We start from the raw sequence: 16,588 nt of genomic DNA on the forward strand, positions 1-16,588 counted from the left end.
ACTTCATAAAGTGGCTACGTATTCACACAGGAATCACGTATGCCCAGCCTCTCTCTCCGGGTGCAACAGGCCGAAGCCCTGACCCCCAGAATCCGCCGCCTGCTGCTGGTGGGCGACCCCGCCCTACCTTTGCCAGCCTTCACCGCTGGCGCTCATCTGGAACTGCACGTCCCCGGCGAGCGACCCCAGCGCCGGGCCTATTCGCTGGTCAACCTGCCAGGCACCGGGCACTACGAAATCGCCGTGCAGTTGGAAGAGGCTGGCACTGGCGGTTCACGCTGGGTGCACTCGCTGAGGGCGGGCGATACGGTCATTGCCGATGTGCCGAAAAACCATTTTCCGCTGTGCGCCGAAGCCGACCATGTGCTGTTGATTGCCGGTGGCATCGGCATCACCCCCATGCTCGGCATGGCCCGCGCCCTGCAAGCCGAAGACAAGGCCTTCAGCCTGCATTACGCCGGGCGTGACGCTGCACACATGGCCTATCTGGAAGAGGCCCGCGACTACGCCGACGCCCACTGCTGGATCAGCGGCGGCGACCCACAGCGACGCTTTCCTGCCAGCCAAGTACTGGCCAGCCCGCGCCCCGGGCTGCACCTGTACATCTGCGGCCCCGCCGCGATGCTCAGCGCCGTGCTGGCCTGCGCCCGGGAACTGGGTTGGGCCGAAGATCACCTGCACTTCGAACTGTTCAACGGCGCCCTGGAAGAAGCCGGCGACCAGGCCTTCGAAGTGCGCCTGCAAAGCACTGGCGTAAGCCTGCAAGTGGCCGCCGGGCAAACCGTGCTGGACGCCATGCTCGAAGCCGGGCTCGACCCGATGTTCGATTGCCGCCGCGGCGACTGCGGCGTGTGCGTGGCCCAGGTGCTCGAAGGCGCCGCCGACCACCGCGATATCTGCCTGTCTGAGCGCGACCGCGACGCGGGCAGCTTCTGTACCTGTGTTTCTCGTGCCAGCGGCCCGCTGCTGGTGCTCGACCTGTAACCCGCCGAGGAAAGCCCGTGTTTTCTACTCAAGAGCCGACCAATGAACAAATCGCTGCCTTGATCCGCGAGGACAGCGTGCATAAAAGCGTCTACACCGACCCGGTGCTGTTCAAGCTGGAGATGGAGCGTATCTACGGCTACGCCTGGATCTACGTAGGCCACGAAAGCCAGGTGAAGAACCCCGGCGACTACCACACCACGCGCATCGGCGACCAGGACGTGGTGATGGTGCGCGGCGCCGACAAGCAAGTGAACGTGCTGTACAACCGCTGCCCGCACAAGGGCGCCAAGCTTGTGGCCGACGGTGACGGCAGTGTCGGCAAGTTCTTCCGCTGCCCGTACCACGCCTGGACCTTCAAGCTCGACGGCCAGCACCTCTCGGCGCCGCTGAAAAGCGGCTTCGAAGGCACCTGCTACGACCCCAAGCACGCCGACTTCTCGATGGTCAGCGTGGCCCGCGTGGAAACCTACCGCGGCTTCGTGTTCGCCAGCCAAGCCGCCTATGGCCCAGACCTGAAAAGCTTCCTGGGCGGTGTGATTACCTCCATCGACAACCTCTGCGACCGCTCGCCGGTGGGCGAGGTGGAGGTGGCTGGCGGTATCTTCCGCGTGCAGCAGCGCTCGAACTGGAAGGTGTTCTACGAGAACCTGCACGACACCATGCACGCCCGCGTCACCCACGAGTCGTCGGTGGATGCAGCGCGTGAGGAAGCCCAGGCCATCGGCGAAATGCCGTTCGAGCTGCTGATCATGGACGGCAACGGCGAGCCCTACGACTTTTGGGAAAAGCTCGAACTGCGCGCCTACCACAACGGCCACGGCTACATGGAAGCGATCTTCGACCCCGCCGCTGCCGAGCGCGATGAGGTGTCGCGTGCGCACTTCGAGTGCCTGACCCAGGCCTACGGCGAAGAACGCGCCCGGGAAATTCTCGGCATGAACCGCCACAACACAGTGATCTACGGCAGCGGCTCGCCGCACACGGTGTTCATGCAGTTCCGCGTGATCCGCCCGATTGCCGTGGACCAGACCATGGTCGAGATCCAGACCTTCCGCTGCAAAGGCGCCCCGGACGCGGTGTTCGACCGCGCCCTGACCTACGCCAACGTGATCAACTCGCCGTCCTCCAACGTGATGCCCGACGACGTCGAGGTCTACGCCCGCTGCCAGGAAGGCAACATGACCCGCGGTGGCGACTGGATCAGCATGCACCGCTACGTCGGCACCGACCTCACCCTGGAAGACGGCGCCGTCTCTACCAATGGCACCAGCGAGTTGCCGATGCGCAACCAGTTCGCTGCCTGGAAGCACTTCATGACCGCCACCCTGATCGCCAAGGAGAGCACCCATGCTGCTTGACCGCCGAATCGACGTCGACACCCGCACGCTCACCCCGGTCAACGTGCCGCGTGACACCCTGCGCGACCTGGAGCAGTTCCTCTACCGCGAAGCACGCCTGCTCGATGAGCGGCGCTTCTGGGAATGGGACCAGCTGTTCACCGACACCGGCATGTACTGGGTGCCGCACAAGCACGAGCAGGAAAACCCCTTCGACCATATTTCGCTGTTCTGGGAAAACCGCATGCTGCGCGAGGTGCGCATTCGCCGGGTGGAGAACGCGCGCAACTGGTCGCAGCAGCCACAAACCCAAACCGCCCACCTGGTGGGCAATGTGATGATCGAAGGCCTCGACGCCCAAGGCCTGCTGGTGGTGAGTGCAACCTTCCAGGTCAGCGAATGGCGCCTGGAGCAGCGCCAACTGGCCGGTCGCTACACCTACAAGCTGGCCGCCCAGGACGGCGGCGGCTGGAAGATCCAGCTCAAGCGTGTGGACCTGATCAACTGCAACGATGTGTTCGCTAACCTCGAGGTGTTCGTCTGATGGCGCCGCCGGTGGTCATCGCCCTGCATTACCAGAACGACGTGCTGCATCCCGACGGCAAGATCCGCGTCGGGCTGGGCGCCGAGGACGCGGCGCGCACGGCGCTGCTCGATGCCGCCGGGCGCCTGATGGCCGGTGCTCGTGCGCGGGGCTGGCCGATTATCCATGTGCGCGTGGCGTTCCGCCCGGACTACGCCGACCTGCAGCAGAACGCGCCGATCTTGCGCAACGTGGCGGCCATCGGCGCGGTGCAGGAAGGCAGCTGGGGCGCGGAGTTCTTCAGCGAGCTGGCGCCCTTGTCCAGCCGCAACGAATTCAGCGTCACCCACCAGCGCATCAATGCGTTCTACGGCTCGCCCTTGGAACAACTGGTGCGCCAGTTCCATAGCAACCGCCTGCTGATTGCCGGTGTGGCCACCCACTCGGTGGTGGAAAGCACTGTGCGTCATGCCGTCGACTGTGGCTTCGAGGTGACAGTGGCCGCCGATGCCTGTGCCTGCGCCGATGCCGGGGCACACCGAGCGTCCCTGGCCAGCATGGCGTTGATCGCGCGTATCTGCGAAGTGAACCAGGCACTGGAGGAAGCAGCATGATGCTCGAAGGCAAAGTGGCAATCGTCACCGGCAGCACCCAGGGGCTGGGCCTGGACATCGCCCGTCAGCTATTGGCGGTCGGTGCCCGGGTGATGCTGGTGGGGCGCAATGCCGAAAGCGGCGTGGCGCTGGCGCAGGAGCTGGGCGAGCACTGTGCGTTCAGCGCCTGCGACGTGGAGCGCGACGAGGATATTCAGCGCTGCATCGACGCTACCCTGGCGCGTTTCGGGCGCCTCGACATCCTGGTCAACAACGCCTGCCTGTATGCCGACCAGGGCTTGGCCTCCAGCCGCGCGCAATGGCTACAGACCCTGAACGTGAACCTGGTGTCGGCGGCCATCTTCACCCAGCAGGCGGTGGCGCACCTGCCGGCCGACGGCGTGGTGGTCAATATCGGCAGCACCGGCGGCAAGTTCGGCGCCGCCGGGCGCGCGCTGTACCCGGCCTCGAAGGCCGGCATCCTGCAATTGACCAAGAACCTCGCCGTCAGCCTGGCGCCTCAGGGCATTCGCGTGCTCAGCGTGTCGCCCGCCTGGACCTGGTCGCCGAGCGTGGCCGATTTCAGTGGCAATGACCAAGCGCTTGCCGACCGCGTCGGCGCGCCGTTCCACCCCTTGGGCCGCGTCGGCCGCGGCGAGGAAATCGGCAGCGTGGTGGCCTTCCTATGCAGCCCCGGCGCCAGCTGGATGACCGGCATCGACGTGCCGGTGGACGGTGGTTTCTCGATTCTCGGGCCCGACCGCGGCGTGTCCCCGCGTGTGTGGTTCGAACAATTCCGTGACAGCCAATAACCCTTGCAACCGATGAGGTAGAACCCAATGGGCAAGACGATCCAGATTCAGGCACCCGACAGCAGCGCAACCTTCAGCGGCTACCTCGCCTTGCCCGCCAGCGGCAAAGGCCCGGGGGTGGTGATTGGCCAGGAGATTTTCGGGGTCAACGCCAACATGCGTGCGGTGGCCGATTTTTACGCCGAGGAAGGCTACGTGGCCCTGGTGCCCGACCTGTTCTGGCGCCTGCAACCGGGCCTGGAACTGGGCTACACCGAGGAAGATTTCGCGGTGGCCATCGACCTGTTCCAACGCCTGGACGTGGACCTGGCCGTGCAGGATATCGACGCCAGCTTCGCCGCCCTGCGCGCGTTGCCCGAGGTGCAAGGCGAGCGCCAGGGCTACGTGGGCTTCTGCCTGGGCGGCAAGCTCGCCTGGCTGACCGCCACCCGCACCCAGGCGGCGTGTTCGGTGGGCTACTACGGCATGGGCATCGAGCAACTGTTGAGCGAGTCTGAAAACCTCAAGGGCCGCTTCGTGCTGCACATGGCCGAGAACGATGTGTATTGCGACGCTACTGCCCGAGGCCAGATCAGCCAGCACCTGGAGGGCAACGACAACGTCGAGTTGTACCTGTACCAGGGCGCCGACCACGCCTTCGCCCGCGCTGGCAGCATGCACTTCGATAAATCCGCCTCGCTGATGGCCCACGAACGCAGCATCGCCGCGCTCAAACGCGAGATCGGCCCGCACTTCAACCTGTCGGCGCTGTGGGAAGAACACATCAAGCACGAGTTCGACACCCGCGACGTGCCTGCCACCATGGCGACCATGGTCGCCCAGCCCTACGTCAACCACATCCCGACCATGACCGGTGGGGTCGGCGCCCAGGAGCTGAGCCGCTTCTACCAACACCACTTCGTGCACGGCAACCCGCCGGACATGAAGCTGATCCCCATCTCCCGCACCATCGGCGCGTTGCAGATCGTCGACGAGTTCATCCTCTGCTTCACCCACACCACGGAAATCGACTGGCTGCTGCCTAACGTTGCGCCGACCGGCAAGGCGGTGGAGATTCCGATGCTTGGGGTGGTGAAGTTCCGGGGCGACAAGCTGTACCACGAGCACATCTACTGGGACCAGGCCAGTGTGCTGGTGCAGATCGGGTTGCTGGACCCAGAAGGGTTGCCGGTGGCGGGGGTGGAGACGGCGCGCAAGTTGCTGGATGAGAGCTTGCCTTCCAATACCCTGATGCAGCGTTGGGGGGATAGCGCCGAGAACTGAGTGCACGCATGCCGACGCGCACTCGCAGATGAGGGCGTCGGCATGTTGTTTTTTGCCTGTCCGTCGCTTGAACAAAGTAGATCCTTTTTTCGGGTAACATCGCGGGTCACTTCTTGCTCGAGGACTGAGCTTGGCGAAGTTTCACGTTGACGCTATCCAACATTGGGAGCAGTTCGAGCATGCTGGGGTGTTGTACGACCTGAGCCACTTGGATTGCCACGAAGTGCGGTTTCAGAAGGGCGCTGGCAAGGATCCGATTCGCTTTGTCGTCACTTACGGGCTGCATTGCTTCACGAAGGACGATACCGAGCAAAATATCCCCTTGAAGTACGCCGACGGCCGTGAAAGCCGGTTCATCTGCATGGAGCGCTACGAAGCGTCCAAGCAGTTGCGAGGCATGCTGGAAAAGCTCGCTGGCGCGACGGTCTACCTCACCCAAGGCGAAAGCTTCTTCACTCTGGAGGTGCTGAACAGCGCCAGCGGTGAAGTGGAGACGTTCAAGATTTGCATGGCCATCTTCCGCGAAAACCGGGTTTTGCGGATCCACGTGACCAGCGCATTTTTTGCTCGTTCTGGAGAAGGCTCGCCCGGCGTGCCGGTCAGAAAGAAGGGGTTCAGTATCTTCAAGGTCGCTTTCGACACCCAGAAGAAACCGAATGGGCAGTTCCCGAAAGAGGTCCGGAACCGTTACCCGAAGAAAAAATGAAAGGCCCAGAAACGGCGAATCCCTCTCGAGGAGGGATTCTCAGCCGTCGATGCATGCTTCGACGGGGCAGGTCGTTCTTGCGTCGCGCTCGGCGAACTGGCTTCCCAGTAACGGGGTGCGATCCGAAGATCCCTGTAACCACCCTATGGTTCACGCATATGCGCAGGTGTATGTTCCACCATCAGTGGAATAGGATCAAGTGGGGCGTTAAATTTTTGATAGCCCAAGCGTTCGGTAATGCGCTGCTTGGGATTATGCGCATCGTTGCGATGCGCTATCCGAATTGCTTAAACCAGAGAAGCAACTCTAAAAAACTGGCGCACTCGGCGGGATTCGAACCCACGACCCCTGCCTTCGGAGGGCAGTACTCTATCCAGCTGAGCTACGAGTGCAACGGTGGGCAATCATACCGATCTGTACTGGTGACGTCCATCGCCTTGATCTGTGGCTGTTTTTCCCTGTTGCCCCGCTGTACTCAGCCCCTGTGTGCGGCGTGTGGGAGCGGCCTTGTGTCGCGAAAGGGCTGCGCAGCAGACCCAGGATCTACAAGGCGATGCTGAAAGTTCCGGGCCGCTTTGCGGCCCTTTCGTGACACAAGGCCGCTCCCACAAAGGCCGGCGGCATCAGAGACACCTTTATCTATCCATATGCAATATCGGTATTTCCCTACAGCCTCTTATGCTCGCTAATCTCAGGTCACAACTTGTTATAACAAGTAGCCAATTAGCGAACGAGACCCATGGCCGAACTGCTCCCCCTGTCCCCGGTACCGCTCTACACCCAGCTCAAAGCCGTGCTGCGCGAGCGCATTCTCGATGGTACCTACCCGCCGCACAGCCGCATGCCGTCGGAAAGCGAGCTGGGCAAGGCCTTCTCGGTCAGCCGCATTACCGTGCGTCAGGCCCTGGGCGACCTGCAAAAGGAAGGGCTGATCTTCAAGATCCATGGCAAGGGCACCTTCGTCGCCAAGCCCAAGGCGTTCCAGAACGTCAGCACCTTGCAAGGGCTGGCCGAGTCGATGACGCAGATGGGCTACGAAGTGATCAACCGCCTGCGCAGCCTGCGCCATGTGCCGGCCAACGCCCTGGTGGCGGCGCGCTTGCAGGTGGAAGAGGGCAGCCTGGTGACCGAAATTCGCCGGGTGCGTTTGATCAACCGCGAGCCGGTGTCGCTGGAGCTCACCTGGCTGCCCAAGGCCGTCGGCGAGAAGCTGGAAAAGGCCGACCTGGTCACCCGCGACATCTTCCTGGTGCTGGAGAACGACTGTGGCATCGCCCTGGGCCATGCGGACCTTGCCATCGACGCAGTGCTCGCCGACAGCGACCTGACCCAGGCGTTGGAGGTGGAAGAGGGCGCGCCGATCATGCGCATCGAGCGCCTGACCCACACCGCCGACGGTACGCCGCTGGACTTCGAACACCTGTACTACCGCGGCGACGCGTTCCAGTACCGCCTGCGCATCGACCGCCACAAAGGGCCCAAGCCATGAGCATCCAGACCCAGGACTACGACATCATCGTCATCGGCGGCGGCACCGCCGGGCCCATGGCGGCGATCAAGGCCAAGGAGCACGACAAGAGCCTGCGCGTGCTGCTGCTGGACAAAGCCAACGTCAAGCGCAGCGGCGCCATCAGCATGGGCATGGACGGCCTGAACAACGCCATCATTCCCGGCCACGCCACGCCCGAGCAGTACACCAAGGAAATCACCGTGGCCAACGACGGTATCGTCAACCAGGCCACTGTGCATGCCTATGCCACCAAGAGTTTCGAGACCATCGAACAGCTCGACCGCTGGGGCGTGAAGTTCGAGAAGGACGAAACCGGCGACTACGCGGTGAAGAAGGTCCACCACATGGGCGCATACGTGCTGCCCATGCCCGAGGGGCACGACATCAAGAAGGTGTTGTACCGCCAGCTCAAGCGTGCCCGGGTGGCAATCAGCAACCGTATGGTCTGCACCCGCGTGCTGCTCGATGGCGAAGGTGCCGCTGCCGGGGTGCTGGGCTTCGACTGTCGCACCGGCGAGTTTCGCGTGGTGCGGGCCAAGGCGGTGATCCTCGCTTGCGGCGCCGCCGGGCGCCTGGGCCTGCCGTCGTCGGGCTACCTGATGGGCACCTACGAGAACCCCACCAACGCCGGCGACGGCTACGCCATGGCCTACCACGCAGGGGCGGAGCTCTCGAACCTCGAGTGCTTCCAGATCAACCCGCTGATCAAGGACTACAACGGCCCGGCCTGTGCCTACGTCACAGGTCCCCTGGGCGGCTACACCGCCAACAGCAAGGGCGAGCGCTTCATCGAGTGCGACTACTGGAGCGGGCAGATGATGTGGGAGTTCCACCAGGAGCTCGAAGGTGGCAACGGCCCGGTGTTCCTCAAGCTCGACCACCTGGCCGAGGAAACCATCCAGAACATCGAAGAGATCCTGCACAGCAACGAACGCCCCAGCCGTGGCCAGTTCCACGCCGGGCGCGGCACCGACTACCGCCGGCACATGGTTGAGATGCACATTTCCGAAATCGGCTTCTGCTCGGGGCATTCGGCCTCTGGGGTGTGGGTGAACGAGAAGGCCGAGACCAGCGTGAAGGGCTTGTACGCGGCAGGCGATATGGCCGCGGTGCCGCACAACTACATGCTGGGTGCCTTCACCTATGGCTGGTTCGCCGGGGTTAATGCCGCACAGTACGTACAGGGGCGGGACTTGGCCGAGGTCGATGCCGAGCAGGTCGAACGTGAGCAGGAACGTGTGTTCGCCCCGCTGCACCGCGAGCACGGCCTGCCGCCGGCACAGGTCGAGTACAAGCTGCGGCGCATGGTCAACGACTACCTGCAACCGCCGAAGGTGACCAAGAAGATGGAAATCAGCCTGGCACGTTTCGCCGAGATCGAGCGTGACCTTTCGCAGATGAAAGCCAACAATCCCCATGAGCTGATGCGTGCCATGGAGGTGTCGGTGATTCGCGACTGCGCCGAGATGGCCGCGCGAGCCTCGTTGTTTCGCGAGGAGAGCCGCTGGGGCCTTTACCACCACCGGGTGGACTACCCCGAGCGCAACGATGGCGAGTGGTTCTGCCATTGCCATTTGAAGAAGGGCGAGGACGGTGAGATGACCAGTTTCAAGAAGCCCGTGGAGCCGTACCTGATTGCCCTGGATGCTGAGGAGCAAAGCGCCTACGACCGGCTGCGGGTAAAGGCCGACGCTGCCTAGTGCACTGCACACACCGTTAGAGAGATAGAGGGCCAAAGGCCCCAAGGACCCCGTGAAATGGCCTATCAACCCCAGGAAATCTTTTTCCGCAGCAGCGCCCCGGTGACCATCGACGAAGACAAATGCATCGCCGAAAAAGGCTGCACCGTCTGCGTCGAGGTCTGCCCCATGGACCTGCTGGCCATCAACCCAGCCACGCAAAAGGCCTACATGGCCTTCGACGAATGCTGGTACTGCATGCCCTGCGAGAAAGACTGCCCCACCGGCGCGGTGAAGGTCGATATTCCGTACCTGCTGCGCTGAGCCCCACCCGCCATCCGGCCCAACCACCGGACGCCCACACCGCAAGCCCCCTCGTTTCCCACCACCCAAGCCTGGTGGCGGAGACGATTCCAATACTTAACGATTCGAGGGGAAACACCCATGCGCCTTGTAGCAACCGTGGCCGGCCTCGCGCTGGCAATCGCTGGCCTGAACGCCAGCGCCGAGACCATCCGGGTGGCCATCGGCACCCAGGACACCACCATCAACTGCGCCACCGGCGGCCTGCTGATCCGCGAGCTGGGCCTGCTCGACAAATACCTGCCGCGCGACGGCAAGTACAAGGATGCGCAGTACCAGGTGGAATGGAAGAACTTCACCAGCGGCGCGCCGCTGACCAACGAGATGGTCGCCGGCAAACTCGACTTCGGCGCCATGGCCGACTTCCCTGGCTCGTTCAACGGCGTCGCGCACCTCGACGCGGGCAAGCGCAGCCTGTTCATCAGCGTGCTCTCCGGCAGCGTGCAGGGTAGCGGCAACGGCATCGTGGTACCGGCTTCGTCCAGCGTGCAGTCGCTGGCCGAACTCAAGGGAAAGACCATTTCCGTGCCATTCGCCTCCACCGCCCACGGCATGCTGCTACGCGCCGTCGCGGCCCAGGGCTGGGACCCGGCCAAAGATGTGAAGATCATCGCCCAGGCCCCGGAAATCGCCGGTTCCGCCCTGCGCAGCAACCGTATCGAGGCGCACGCCGACTTCGTGCCGTTCGCCGAGCTGTTCCCCAACCGTGGCTTCGCCCGCAAGATCTTCGATGGCTCCCAGGCCAATGTCCCGACCTTCCATGGCGCACTGGTCGACGCCGAGTACGCGAAGAAATACCCCGAAGTGGTCACTGCGTACCTGCGGGCTAGCCTGGAGGCCAACCGCCTGATCGCCGCCGAGCCCGAGAAGTACAGCGAACTGATCGAGAAGGTCACTGGCATCGAGGCTGAAGTGAACTACCTGTTCCACGGCCCGCTCGGCCTGCAAACCCGCGACCTGACCTGGAAACCCGAGTACCGCCAGGCGGTGGTCACCTCGATCGACACCCTCAAGCTGCTCAAGCGCACCGACCGCGGCCTGGACACCGCCACCTTCATCGACGACCAGTACATCCGCGCGGCCTTCAAGCAGGCCGGGCAGGACTACGACCAGGCGCTGAAGGACTACGCGCCGCTGCCGCTCAAGGCCAACGACGCACTGACTGGCAAGCCGATCACCGATTTCCGTCACCTGGCGCAAATTTGGGTACGCGGCGAAGACAAAGTACGCCACTACGCCTCGCCGCAGGCCGCGCTCGGCGCCCTGGCCCAGCTCGAGCAAGAGGGCAAGGACATCCGCGCCATCTACGCCCAGGCCGCCGACAGCGGTATCAAGCTGCTGGCCAACCAGGCGTGGTTTGTGCGTAACGGCAAGGGCGAGCTGTCGGCCTTCCTGCTCAAGGACCAGGCCGAGCAATACGCCAAGGCCAACGGCAGCGAAGCCCTGGACTTCACCGGCGCCAACCGCGCGCTGGTCGCCCAGCGCTGACAGGCCTTGCCCGGAGGACACCCATGAGCCGCTCCCTCGCCCGTTGGCCCGTGCGCCTGGCTTCGCTGCTGGCCTGCCTGCTGTTCTGGCAGTTGGCGGCCAGCCACAAGCTGAACCTCGGCCTGTTCGCCTTCACCTACGTGCCCACGCCTGGCGCGGTGCTCGACGCTGCCGGTCAATTGCTGGCGTCCAGCGCGCTGCTGACGCACCTGGGCAGCAGCCTGGCGCGGGTGTTCGCCGGTTACCTGTCGGCGGCGCTGTTGGGCGTGGCCCTGGGCTTGTTGATCGGTCGCTCGAAATGGGCCGAAGACACGCTGCTGCCGCCGCTGGAAGTGCTGCGGCCAATACCGGCAGTGGCGTGGATTCCCCTGGCGATCCTGATGTTCCCGTCCTCGGAGCTGTCGATGGTGTTCATCACCTTCACCGGCGCGCTGTTCCCCATCCTGCTCAACACCGTGCATGGCGTGGAAGCGGTCGACCCACGGCTGCTGGCCTCGGCGCGCAGCCTGGGTGCCGGGCGCTGGGCACTGCTGCGGGAGGTGGTGCTGCCGGGCGCCTTGCCGAGCATCGTCACGGGGCTGGCCATCGGTATGGGTACCTCGTGGTTCTGCCTGGTGACCGCCGAGATGATCTCCGGGCAGTTCGGCATCGGCTACTACACCTGGGAGTCCTACACCTTGCAGAACTACCCCGACATCATCGTCGGCATGCTGTTGATCGGCGTGCTGGGCATGGGCAGCAGTGCGCTGGTCAAGCGCCTCGGCGCCTTGGCGACACCCTGGTACCGCGCACGGAGGACGTCGTGATGAGCAGTTATCAACAAGCCCCGGAGCCGGGGCGTATCGACGCACGCGGTGTTTCCATTCGCCTGGGTGAGGGCGTCGAGGCGTTCGAGGCGGTGCAGGCGCTGGACTTTGCCATCGCTCCTGGCGAGTTCGTGTGCATCCTCGGGCCTTCGGGCTGCGGCAAGTCGACCCTGCTCGGTGCCTTGGCCGGCCACCTGACCCCGGCCAGCGGCCAGTTGCAGGTGGATGGCCAGCCCATCGACGGGCCGTCGCCTGCACGCGGCATGGTGTTCCAGCACCACACCCTGCTGCCCTGGCGCAGCGTGCTCGACAACGTCGCCTTCGGCCTGAAGATGCAAGGCCAGGGCAAGGCCGAGCGCCACCGCCGGGCTTATGAACTGCTGCAACTGGTTGGCTTGGCCGACTTCGCCGAACGCTGGCCTAGCCAGTTATCGGGCGGCATGCAGCAGCGCGCGGAAATCGCCCGGGTGCTGATCAACCGCCCGCGTCTGCTGTTGATGGACGAACCCTTCGGCGCCCTGGATGCGCAAACCCGCTCGCGCATGCAGGAACTGCTGCTGGACATCTGGACGCGCATTCGTACCACCGTGGTGTTCGTCACCCATGACATCGACGAGGCGTTGTTCCTCGCCGACCGCATCCTGGTGATGAGCCCACGCCCCGGCCGCTTCATCGAAGACCTGCGCCTGGACTTCGCTCGCCCGCGCCACGCAAGCCTTCTGACCAGCCCCGAATTCACCCATCTCAAGCGTCACTGCCTGGCCCTGCTGCGCCACGAGGAAGGCCGCGAACTGCCGCGCCTGACCCCGCTCGGCCTGCCGGACAGCGACCACCCACCGCTACGGATCGCCCTATGACCGAACGACACACCGACCATCCCGACATCCTCGACCTGCTGCCTCGATTGGGGGATGACGATGCCGGCGTGCGCCGTATCGCGCTGATCGAGCTGGCCGACCTGGAAGAGCCCGAAGGCTTGCCGTGGCTCACCGATGCACTGTTGGTCGATGCCAGTGCCGAGGTGCGCGCCGAGGCGGCGCGGCTGCTCGAGGCCTGGGAAGAGCCCGAAGTGGTGCAAGCGCTGTGCGCAGCCTTGGCCGATGCGGCCGAGCCGGTGCGCCTGGCCGCAGCCCAGAGCCTGAGCGAGCTGAAAAGCCAGGAGGCGGGCCTATTGATTCTGCCGTGGGCCGAGCACGCCGAGGCCTTCGTGCGCGCCAGTGCCCTGCGGGCCTTGCGTGAACTGCGTCTGGAGGAGGCCGCACAGCCTGCGCGGCTGGCGCTGGACGACATCGATGCCGCGGTACGCCGCGAGGCGGTGGGCATTCTAGGCTGGCTCAAGCACGAGCCGGCGTTGCCCGACCTTGCGCAACTGGCCGGCAGCGAGCCGGACACCGACGTTCGGCGCGCAGCCATCGGCGCCTTGGGCCTGGCCCAGGACGGCCGGGTGCTGCCCGCATTGGTAGCGGCCTTGCAAGACCCCGCCTGGCAGGTGCGCGAAGAGGCTGCCACGACCCTGGGCAAGGTCGGCCAGGCCGAAGCCGGCCCGGCACTGGTGCAAGCGTTGGACGACAGTTACTGGCAGGTGCGCCTGCGCGCTGCGCGTGCATTGGGGCGCCTGCGCTATCGCCAAGCGCTGGCGGCCTTGGCCGAATTGCTTGGCCATGGCATTGCCAACCTGCGCAAAGAGGCGGCCCTGGCCCTGGGCGAGCTGGGTGATGCCCAGGCCCTGGCGCCCTTGTGCGCTGCTGAAGCCGACAGCGACCCCGAGGTGCGCAAGGCGGTACGCATTGCCCTGGCGCAGTTGCAGGGCGCGGCTTGATGCAGGTGCCCAGCGCGGTGCTCAACCTGCATGGCCAGGGCGAACTGGTGCTGCAATGGAGTGACGCTCGGCAGGTGCTTGCCCACGCCCGGCTACGTGGTGCATGCCCTTGCTCGCAGTGTCGCGCGGCGCGGCTGCGCGGGGGGATCAGCCTGGTGGCGGACGATGTGCGGGTGATACGTATCGAGCCGCAAGGCTATGGCCTACAGTTGGTCTTCAGCGACGGGCATGATCGTGGCATCTACCCCTGGGATTACTTGCGAGCGCTAGGCTCTGTCTGAAATGTATCTGCACTCGCCCATACTGCGTTGAAACGGGGCTCGGAATGCTCATGTACTCCAGTACACTCCGCTTCCTCGCCCCGTTTCGCCTTGTCTGGCCTTCGCGCAGACACATTTCAGACAGATCCTAGGCTGACTCTCGTAAGTTCAACACTCGCTGGGCGGCCTTCCCGACGAGGTGTTCAACCATTCGTTCTTTTTTTCGAACAGCCTATTGTCCAATACCCCAGTGCCCGCTTAGCATTCGTTTGAGATTTCAAACGCCCGACACCCAATATTGAACACCCGGCGCAAATGGGTGCCTGAATTCCTGACGGCTGCCCCTGCGGGGGCGCCTTTTCGACCATCAATCATTCGCCCGTGCCCGCACGGTGCCCAAGGGAAGCCGACATGCAGCTCAAAGACGCTCAGTTGTTCCGCCAGCAAGCCTTCATCAACGGTGAGTGGCTGGACGCGGACAGTGGCCAGACCATCAAGGTAACCAACCCCGCCACGGGCGAAGTCATCGGCAGTGTGCCGAAAATGGGCGCCGCCGAGACCCGCCGCGCCATCGAAGCCGCCGACAAGGCCCTGCCAGCCTGGCGCGCGCTGACCGCCAAGGAGCGTTCCAACAAGCTGCGTCGCTGGTTCGAGCTGATGATCGAGAACCAGGACGACCTGGCCCGCCTGATGACCACCGAGCAAGGCAAGCCACTGGCCGAAGCCAAGGGCGAAATCGCCTACGCCGCCTCGTTCATCGAGTGGTTCGCCGAGGAAGCCAAGCGCGTCTATGGCGATACCATTCCGGGCCACCAGCCCGACAAGCGCCTGATCGTCATCAAGCAGCCGATCGGCGTGACCGCCGCCATCACCCCGTGGAACTTCCCGGCCGCGATGATCACCCGTAAAGCCGGCCCAGCCCTGGCTGCCGGTTGCACCATGGTGCTCAAGCCTGCCTCGCAAACGCCTTATTCCGCCCTGGCCCTGGTCGAGCTGGCCAACCGCGCCGGCATCCCGGCTGGTGTGCTCAGCGTAATCACTGGCAGCGCCGGTGAAGTGGGCGGCGAGCTGACTGGCAACTCGCTGGTACGCAAGCTGTCGTTCACCGGTTCTACCGAAATTGGCCGCCAGCTGATGCAAGAGTGCGCCAAGGACATCAAGAAGGTTTCCCTGGAGCTGGGCGGCAACGCGCCGTTCATCGTGTTCGACGATGCCGACCTGGACAAGGCGGTAGAGGGCGCGATCGTCTCCAAGTACCGCAACAACGGCCAGACCTGCGTGTGCGCCAACCGTATCTACGTGCAGGACGGCGTCTACGACGCGTTCGCCGAGAAGCTCAAGGCCGCGGTGGCCAAGCTGAAGATCGGCAACGGCCTGGAAGAAGGCACCACCACCGGCCCGCTGATCGACAACAAGGCTGTGGCCAAGGTCCAGGAGCACATCGAGGATGCCGTTTCCAAGGGCGCCAAGGTGCTGTCGGGCGGCAAGCTGATCGAAGGCAACTTCTTCGAGCCGACCATTCTGGTGGACGTGCCGAAAAACGCTGCCGTGGCCAAGGAAGAAACCTTCGGCCCATTGGCGCCGCTGTTCCGCTTCAAGGACGAGGCCGAAGTGATCGCCATGTCCAACGACACCGAGTTCGGCCTGGCCTCGTACTTCTATGCCCGTGACATGAGCCGTGTGTTCCGTGTCGCCGAGGCACTGGAGTACGGCATGGTTGGCATCAACACCGGCCTGATTTCCAACGAAGTTGCGCCGTTCGGCGGCATCAAGGCCTCGGGCCTGGGCCGCGAAGGTTCCAAGTACGGCATCGAGGACTACCTCGAAATCAAATACCTGTGCATCAGCGTTTGATTGCCGGCTGAGTATTTGCCTCTGCCAGCGGGGCGCGAGAGCGACGCCTCGCTGGTTTTTTTGACATGCAGTACCTGGTGACCTGGGCGTTCACGACAGTCGATCAACGAATACTGTTCGCGTACGCACCAGCCACCCCCGAATAACAGCGCCGCCAGAGCCGGCGCGAATGAGGGCATTATGAGCAAGACCAACGAATCCTTGATGCAACGCCGTGTCGCCGCCGTCCCACGTGGCGTCGGCCAGATCCACCCGATCTTCGTCGAGTCGGCGAAGAACTCCACGGTGATCGACGTTGAAGGCCGCGAACTGATCGACTTCGCAGGCGGCATCGCAGTACTGAACACCGGCCACCTGCACCCGAAAGTGGTCGCCGCCGTTCAAGAGCAGCTGACCAAGGTCAGCCACACCTGCTTCCAGGTGCTGGCTTATGAGCCCTACGTCGAGCTGTGCGAGAAGATCAACCAGCTGGTACCGGGCAACTTCGACAAGAAGACCCTGCTGGTGTCCACCGGCTCCGAAGCGGTCGAAAACGCCGTGAAGATCGCCCGTGCTGCCACCGGCCGCGCTGGCGTGATCGCCTTCACC

17 protein-coding genes and 1 tRNA gene are annotated in these 16,588 nt (G+C 64.1%); 17 read left to right on the forward strand and 1 reads right to left on the reverse strand.

Annotated features, from left to right (window positions below; translation table 11 throughout):
• Positions 1-39 precede the first annotated feature (39 nt).
• From ACQKPE_RS07295 to ACQKPE_RS07325, 7 genes are all read left to right on the forward strand, one after another.
• Positions 40-984, forward strand: a complete 945-nt coding sequence (locus ACQKPE_RS07295; RefSeq protein WP_427664509.1) for a PDR/VanB family oxidoreductase — start codon at positions 40-42, stop codon at positions 982-984.
• Positions 985-1,001: 17 nt separating this feature from the next.
• Positions 1,002-2,345: an aromatic ring-hydroxylating dioxygenase subunit alpha gene (locus ACQKPE_RS07300; protein WP_427664511.1), complete on the forward strand. Its 1,344-nt coding sequence runs from the start codon at positions 1,002-1,004 to the stop codon at positions 2,343-2,345.
• Positions 2,335-2,868, forward strand: coding sequence for an aromatic-ring-hydroxylating dioxygenase subunit beta (locus ACQKPE_RS07305; RefSeq protein ID WP_427664513.1), 534 nt, complete (start codon positions 2,335-2,337; stop codon positions 2,866-2,868). Before ACQKPE_RS07300 ends, ACQKPE_RS07305 begins: the two co-directional genes overlap by 11 nt.
• Complete coding sequence (locus ACQKPE_RS07310; protein ID WP_427664515.1) at positions 2,868-3,461, forward strand: cysteine hydrolase family protein; 594 nt, start codon at positions 2,868-2,870, stop codon at positions 3,459-3,461. The genes ACQKPE_RS07305 and ACQKPE_RS07310 overlap by 1 nt, the downstream gene beginning before the upstream one ends.
• Positions 3,458-4,252, forward strand: coding sequence for an SDR family oxidoreductase (locus ACQKPE_RS07315; RefSeq protein WP_427664517.1), 795 nt, complete (start codon positions 3,458-3,460; stop codon positions 4,250-4,252). The genes ACQKPE_RS07310 and ACQKPE_RS07315 overlap by 4 nt, the downstream gene beginning before the upstream one ends.
• Before the next feature lie 27 nt (positions 4,253-4,279).
• Positions 4,280-5,515 carry a dienelactone hydrolase family protein gene (locus tag ACQKPE_RS07320; protein WP_427664519.1) on the forward strand — a complete coding sequence of 412 codons (1,236 nt, stop codon included), beginning with the start codon at positions 4,280-4,282 and terminating at the stop codon, positions 5,513-5,515.
• Between the two features lie 130 nt (positions 5,516-5,645).
• Positions 5,646-6,221, forward strand: coding sequence for a hypothetical protein (locus ACQKPE_RS07325; protein WP_427664521.1), 576 nt, complete (start codon positions 5,646-5,648; stop codon positions 6,219-6,221).
• Between the two features lie 315 nt (positions 6,222-6,536).
• Here ACQKPE_RS07325 and ACQKPE_RS07330 read toward each other — a convergent pair.
• Positions 6,537-6,613 (reverse strand) — tRNA-Arg (locus ACQKPE_RS07330).
• A 347-nt stretch (positions 6,614-6,960) separates the two neighbouring features.
• Between ACQKPE_RS07330 and ACQKPE_RS07335 the strand changes: the two genes are divergently transcribed.
• The 10 genes from ACQKPE_RS07335 to ACQKPE_RS07380 form a co-directional block, all read left to right on the forward strand.
• Positions 6,961-7,710 carry a GntR family transcriptional regulator gene (locus ACQKPE_RS07335; protein WP_427664523.1) on the forward strand — a complete coding sequence of 250 codons (750 nt, stop codon included), beginning with the start codon at positions 6,961-6,963 and terminating at the stop codon, positions 7,708-7,710.
• The gene (locus tag ACQKPE_RS07340; protein WP_427664525.1) at positions 7,707-9,431 is read left to right on the forward strand and encodes a fumarate reductase/succinate dehydrogenase flavoprotein subunit; all 1,725 of its coding nucleotides are present in this window, start codon (positions 7,707-7,709) and stop codon (positions 9,429-9,431) included. The genes ACQKPE_RS07335 and ACQKPE_RS07340 overlap by 4 nt, the downstream gene beginning before the upstream one ends.
• 57 nt (positions 9,432-9,488) lie before the next feature.
• Complete coding sequence (locus tag ACQKPE_RS07345) at positions 9,489-9,734, forward strand: 4Fe-4S dicluster domain-containing protein (RefSeq protein WP_008096634.1); 246 nt, start codon at positions 9,489-9,491, stop codon at positions 9,732-9,734.
• A gap of 120 nt (positions 9,735-9,854) precedes the next feature.
• The gene (locus ACQKPE_RS07350; protein ID WP_427664526.1) at positions 9,855-11,261 is read left to right on the forward strand and encodes an ABC transporter substrate-binding protein; all 1,407 of its coding nucleotides are present in this window, start codon (positions 9,855-9,857) and stop codon (positions 11,259-11,261) included.
• A 23-nt stretch (positions 11,262-11,284) separates the two neighbouring features.
• Positions 11,285-12,067, forward strand: a complete 783-nt coding sequence (locus tag ACQKPE_RS07355; protein ID WP_427664528.1) for an ABC transporter permease — start codon at positions 11,285-11,287, stop codon at positions 12,065-12,067.
• Positions 12,067-12,924, forward strand: coding sequence for an ABC transporter ATP-binding protein (locus tag ACQKPE_RS07360; RefSeq protein WP_427664530.1), 858 nt, complete (start codon positions 12,067-12,069; stop codon positions 12,922-12,924). Before ACQKPE_RS07355 ends, ACQKPE_RS07360 begins: the two co-directional genes overlap by 1 nt.
• A complete protein-coding gene (locus ACQKPE_RS07365; protein WP_427664531.1) occupies positions 12,921-13,886 on the forward strand; it encodes a HEAT repeat domain-containing protein in 966 nt (321 codons plus the stop codon). Before ACQKPE_RS07360 ends, ACQKPE_RS07365 begins: the two co-directional genes overlap by 4 nt.
• Complete coding sequence (locus tag ACQKPE_RS07370; RefSeq protein ID WP_427664533.1) at positions 13,886-14,167, forward strand: gamma-butyrobetaine hydroxylase-like domain-containing protein; 282 nt, start codon at positions 13,886-13,888, stop codon at positions 14,165-14,167. The genes ACQKPE_RS07365 and ACQKPE_RS07370 overlap by 1 nt, the downstream gene beginning before the upstream one ends.
• Before the next feature lie 390 nt (positions 14,168-14,557).
• Positions 14,558-16,000, forward strand: a complete 1,443-nt coding sequence (gene gabD / locus ACQKPE_RS07375) for an NADP-dependent succinate-semialdehyde dehydrogenase (protein WP_427664535.1) — start codon at positions 14,558-14,560, stop codon at positions 15,998-16,000.
• A 180-nt stretch (positions 16,001-16,180) separates the two neighbouring features.
• A partial coding sequence (locus tag ACQKPE_RS07380) for an aminotransferase class III-fold pyridoxal phosphate-dependent enzyme (RefSeq protein ID WP_427664537.1) occupies positions 16,181-16,588 on the forward strand: 408 nt, incomplete at its 3' end.

Origin of the sequence: Pseudomonas sp. NPDC089554, from assembly GCF_050280645.1 — a bacterium.
Classification (GTDB): Bacteria; Pseudomonadota; Gammaproteobacteria; order Pseudomonadales; family Pseudomonadaceae; genus Aquipseudomonas.

Coding starts and splice junctions, on each gene's coding strand:
- ACQKPE_RS07320 (WP_427664519.1), top strand. CDS start 4,280: ATGGGCAAGACGATCCAGATTCAGGCACCCGACAGCAGCGCAACCTTC.
- ACQKPE_RS07365 (WP_427664531.1), top strand. CDS start 12,921: ATGACCGAACGACACACCGACCATCCCGACATCCTCGACCTGCTGCCT.
- ACQKPE_RS07360 (WP_427664530.1), top strand. CDS start 12,067: ATGAGCAGTTATCAACAAGCCCCGGAGCCGGGGCGTATCGACGCACGC.
- ACQKPE_RS07310 (WP_427664515.1), top strand. CDS start 2,868: ATGGCGCCGCCGGTGGTCATCGCCCTGCATTACCAGAACGACGTGCTG.
- ACQKPE_RS07340 (WP_427664525.1), top strand. CDS start 7,707: ATGAGCATCCAGACCCAGGACTACGACATCATCGTCATCGGCGGCGGC.
- ACQKPE_RS07350 (WP_427664526.1), top strand. CDS start 9,855: ATGCGCCTTGTAGCAACCGTGGCCGGCCTCGCGCTGGCAATCGCTGGC.
- ACQKPE_RS07370 (WP_427664533.1), top strand. CDS start 13,886: ATGCAGGTGCCCAGCGCGGTGCTCAACCTGCATGGCCAGGGCGAACTG.
- ACQKPE_RS07295 (WP_427664509.1), top strand. CDS start 40: ATGCCCAGCCTCTCTCTCCGGGTGCAACAGGCCGAAGCCCTGACCCCC.
- gabD (WP_427664535.1), top strand. CDS start 14,558: ATGCAGCTCAAAGACGCTCAGTTGTTCCGCCAGCAAGCCTTCATCAAC.
- ACQKPE_RS07315 (WP_427664517.1), top strand. CDS start 3,458: ATGATGCTCGAAGGCAAAGTGGCAATCGTCACCGGCAGCACCCAGGGG.
- ACQKPE_RS07305 (WP_427664513.1), top strand. CDS start 2,335: ATGCTGCTTGACCGCCGAATCGACGTCGACACCCGCACGCTCACCCCG.
- ACQKPE_RS07335 (WP_427664523.1), top strand. CDS start 6,961: ATGGCCGAACTGCTCCCCCTGTCCCCGGTACCGCTCTACACCCAGCTC.
- ACQKPE_RS07355 (WP_427664528.1), top strand. CDS start 11,285: ATGAGCCGCTCCCTCGCCCGTTGGCCCGTGCGCCTGGCTTCGCTGCTG.
- ACQKPE_RS07345 (WP_008096634.1), top strand. CDS start 9,489: ATGGCCTATCAACCCCAGGAAATCTTTTTCCGCAGCAGCGCCCCGGTG.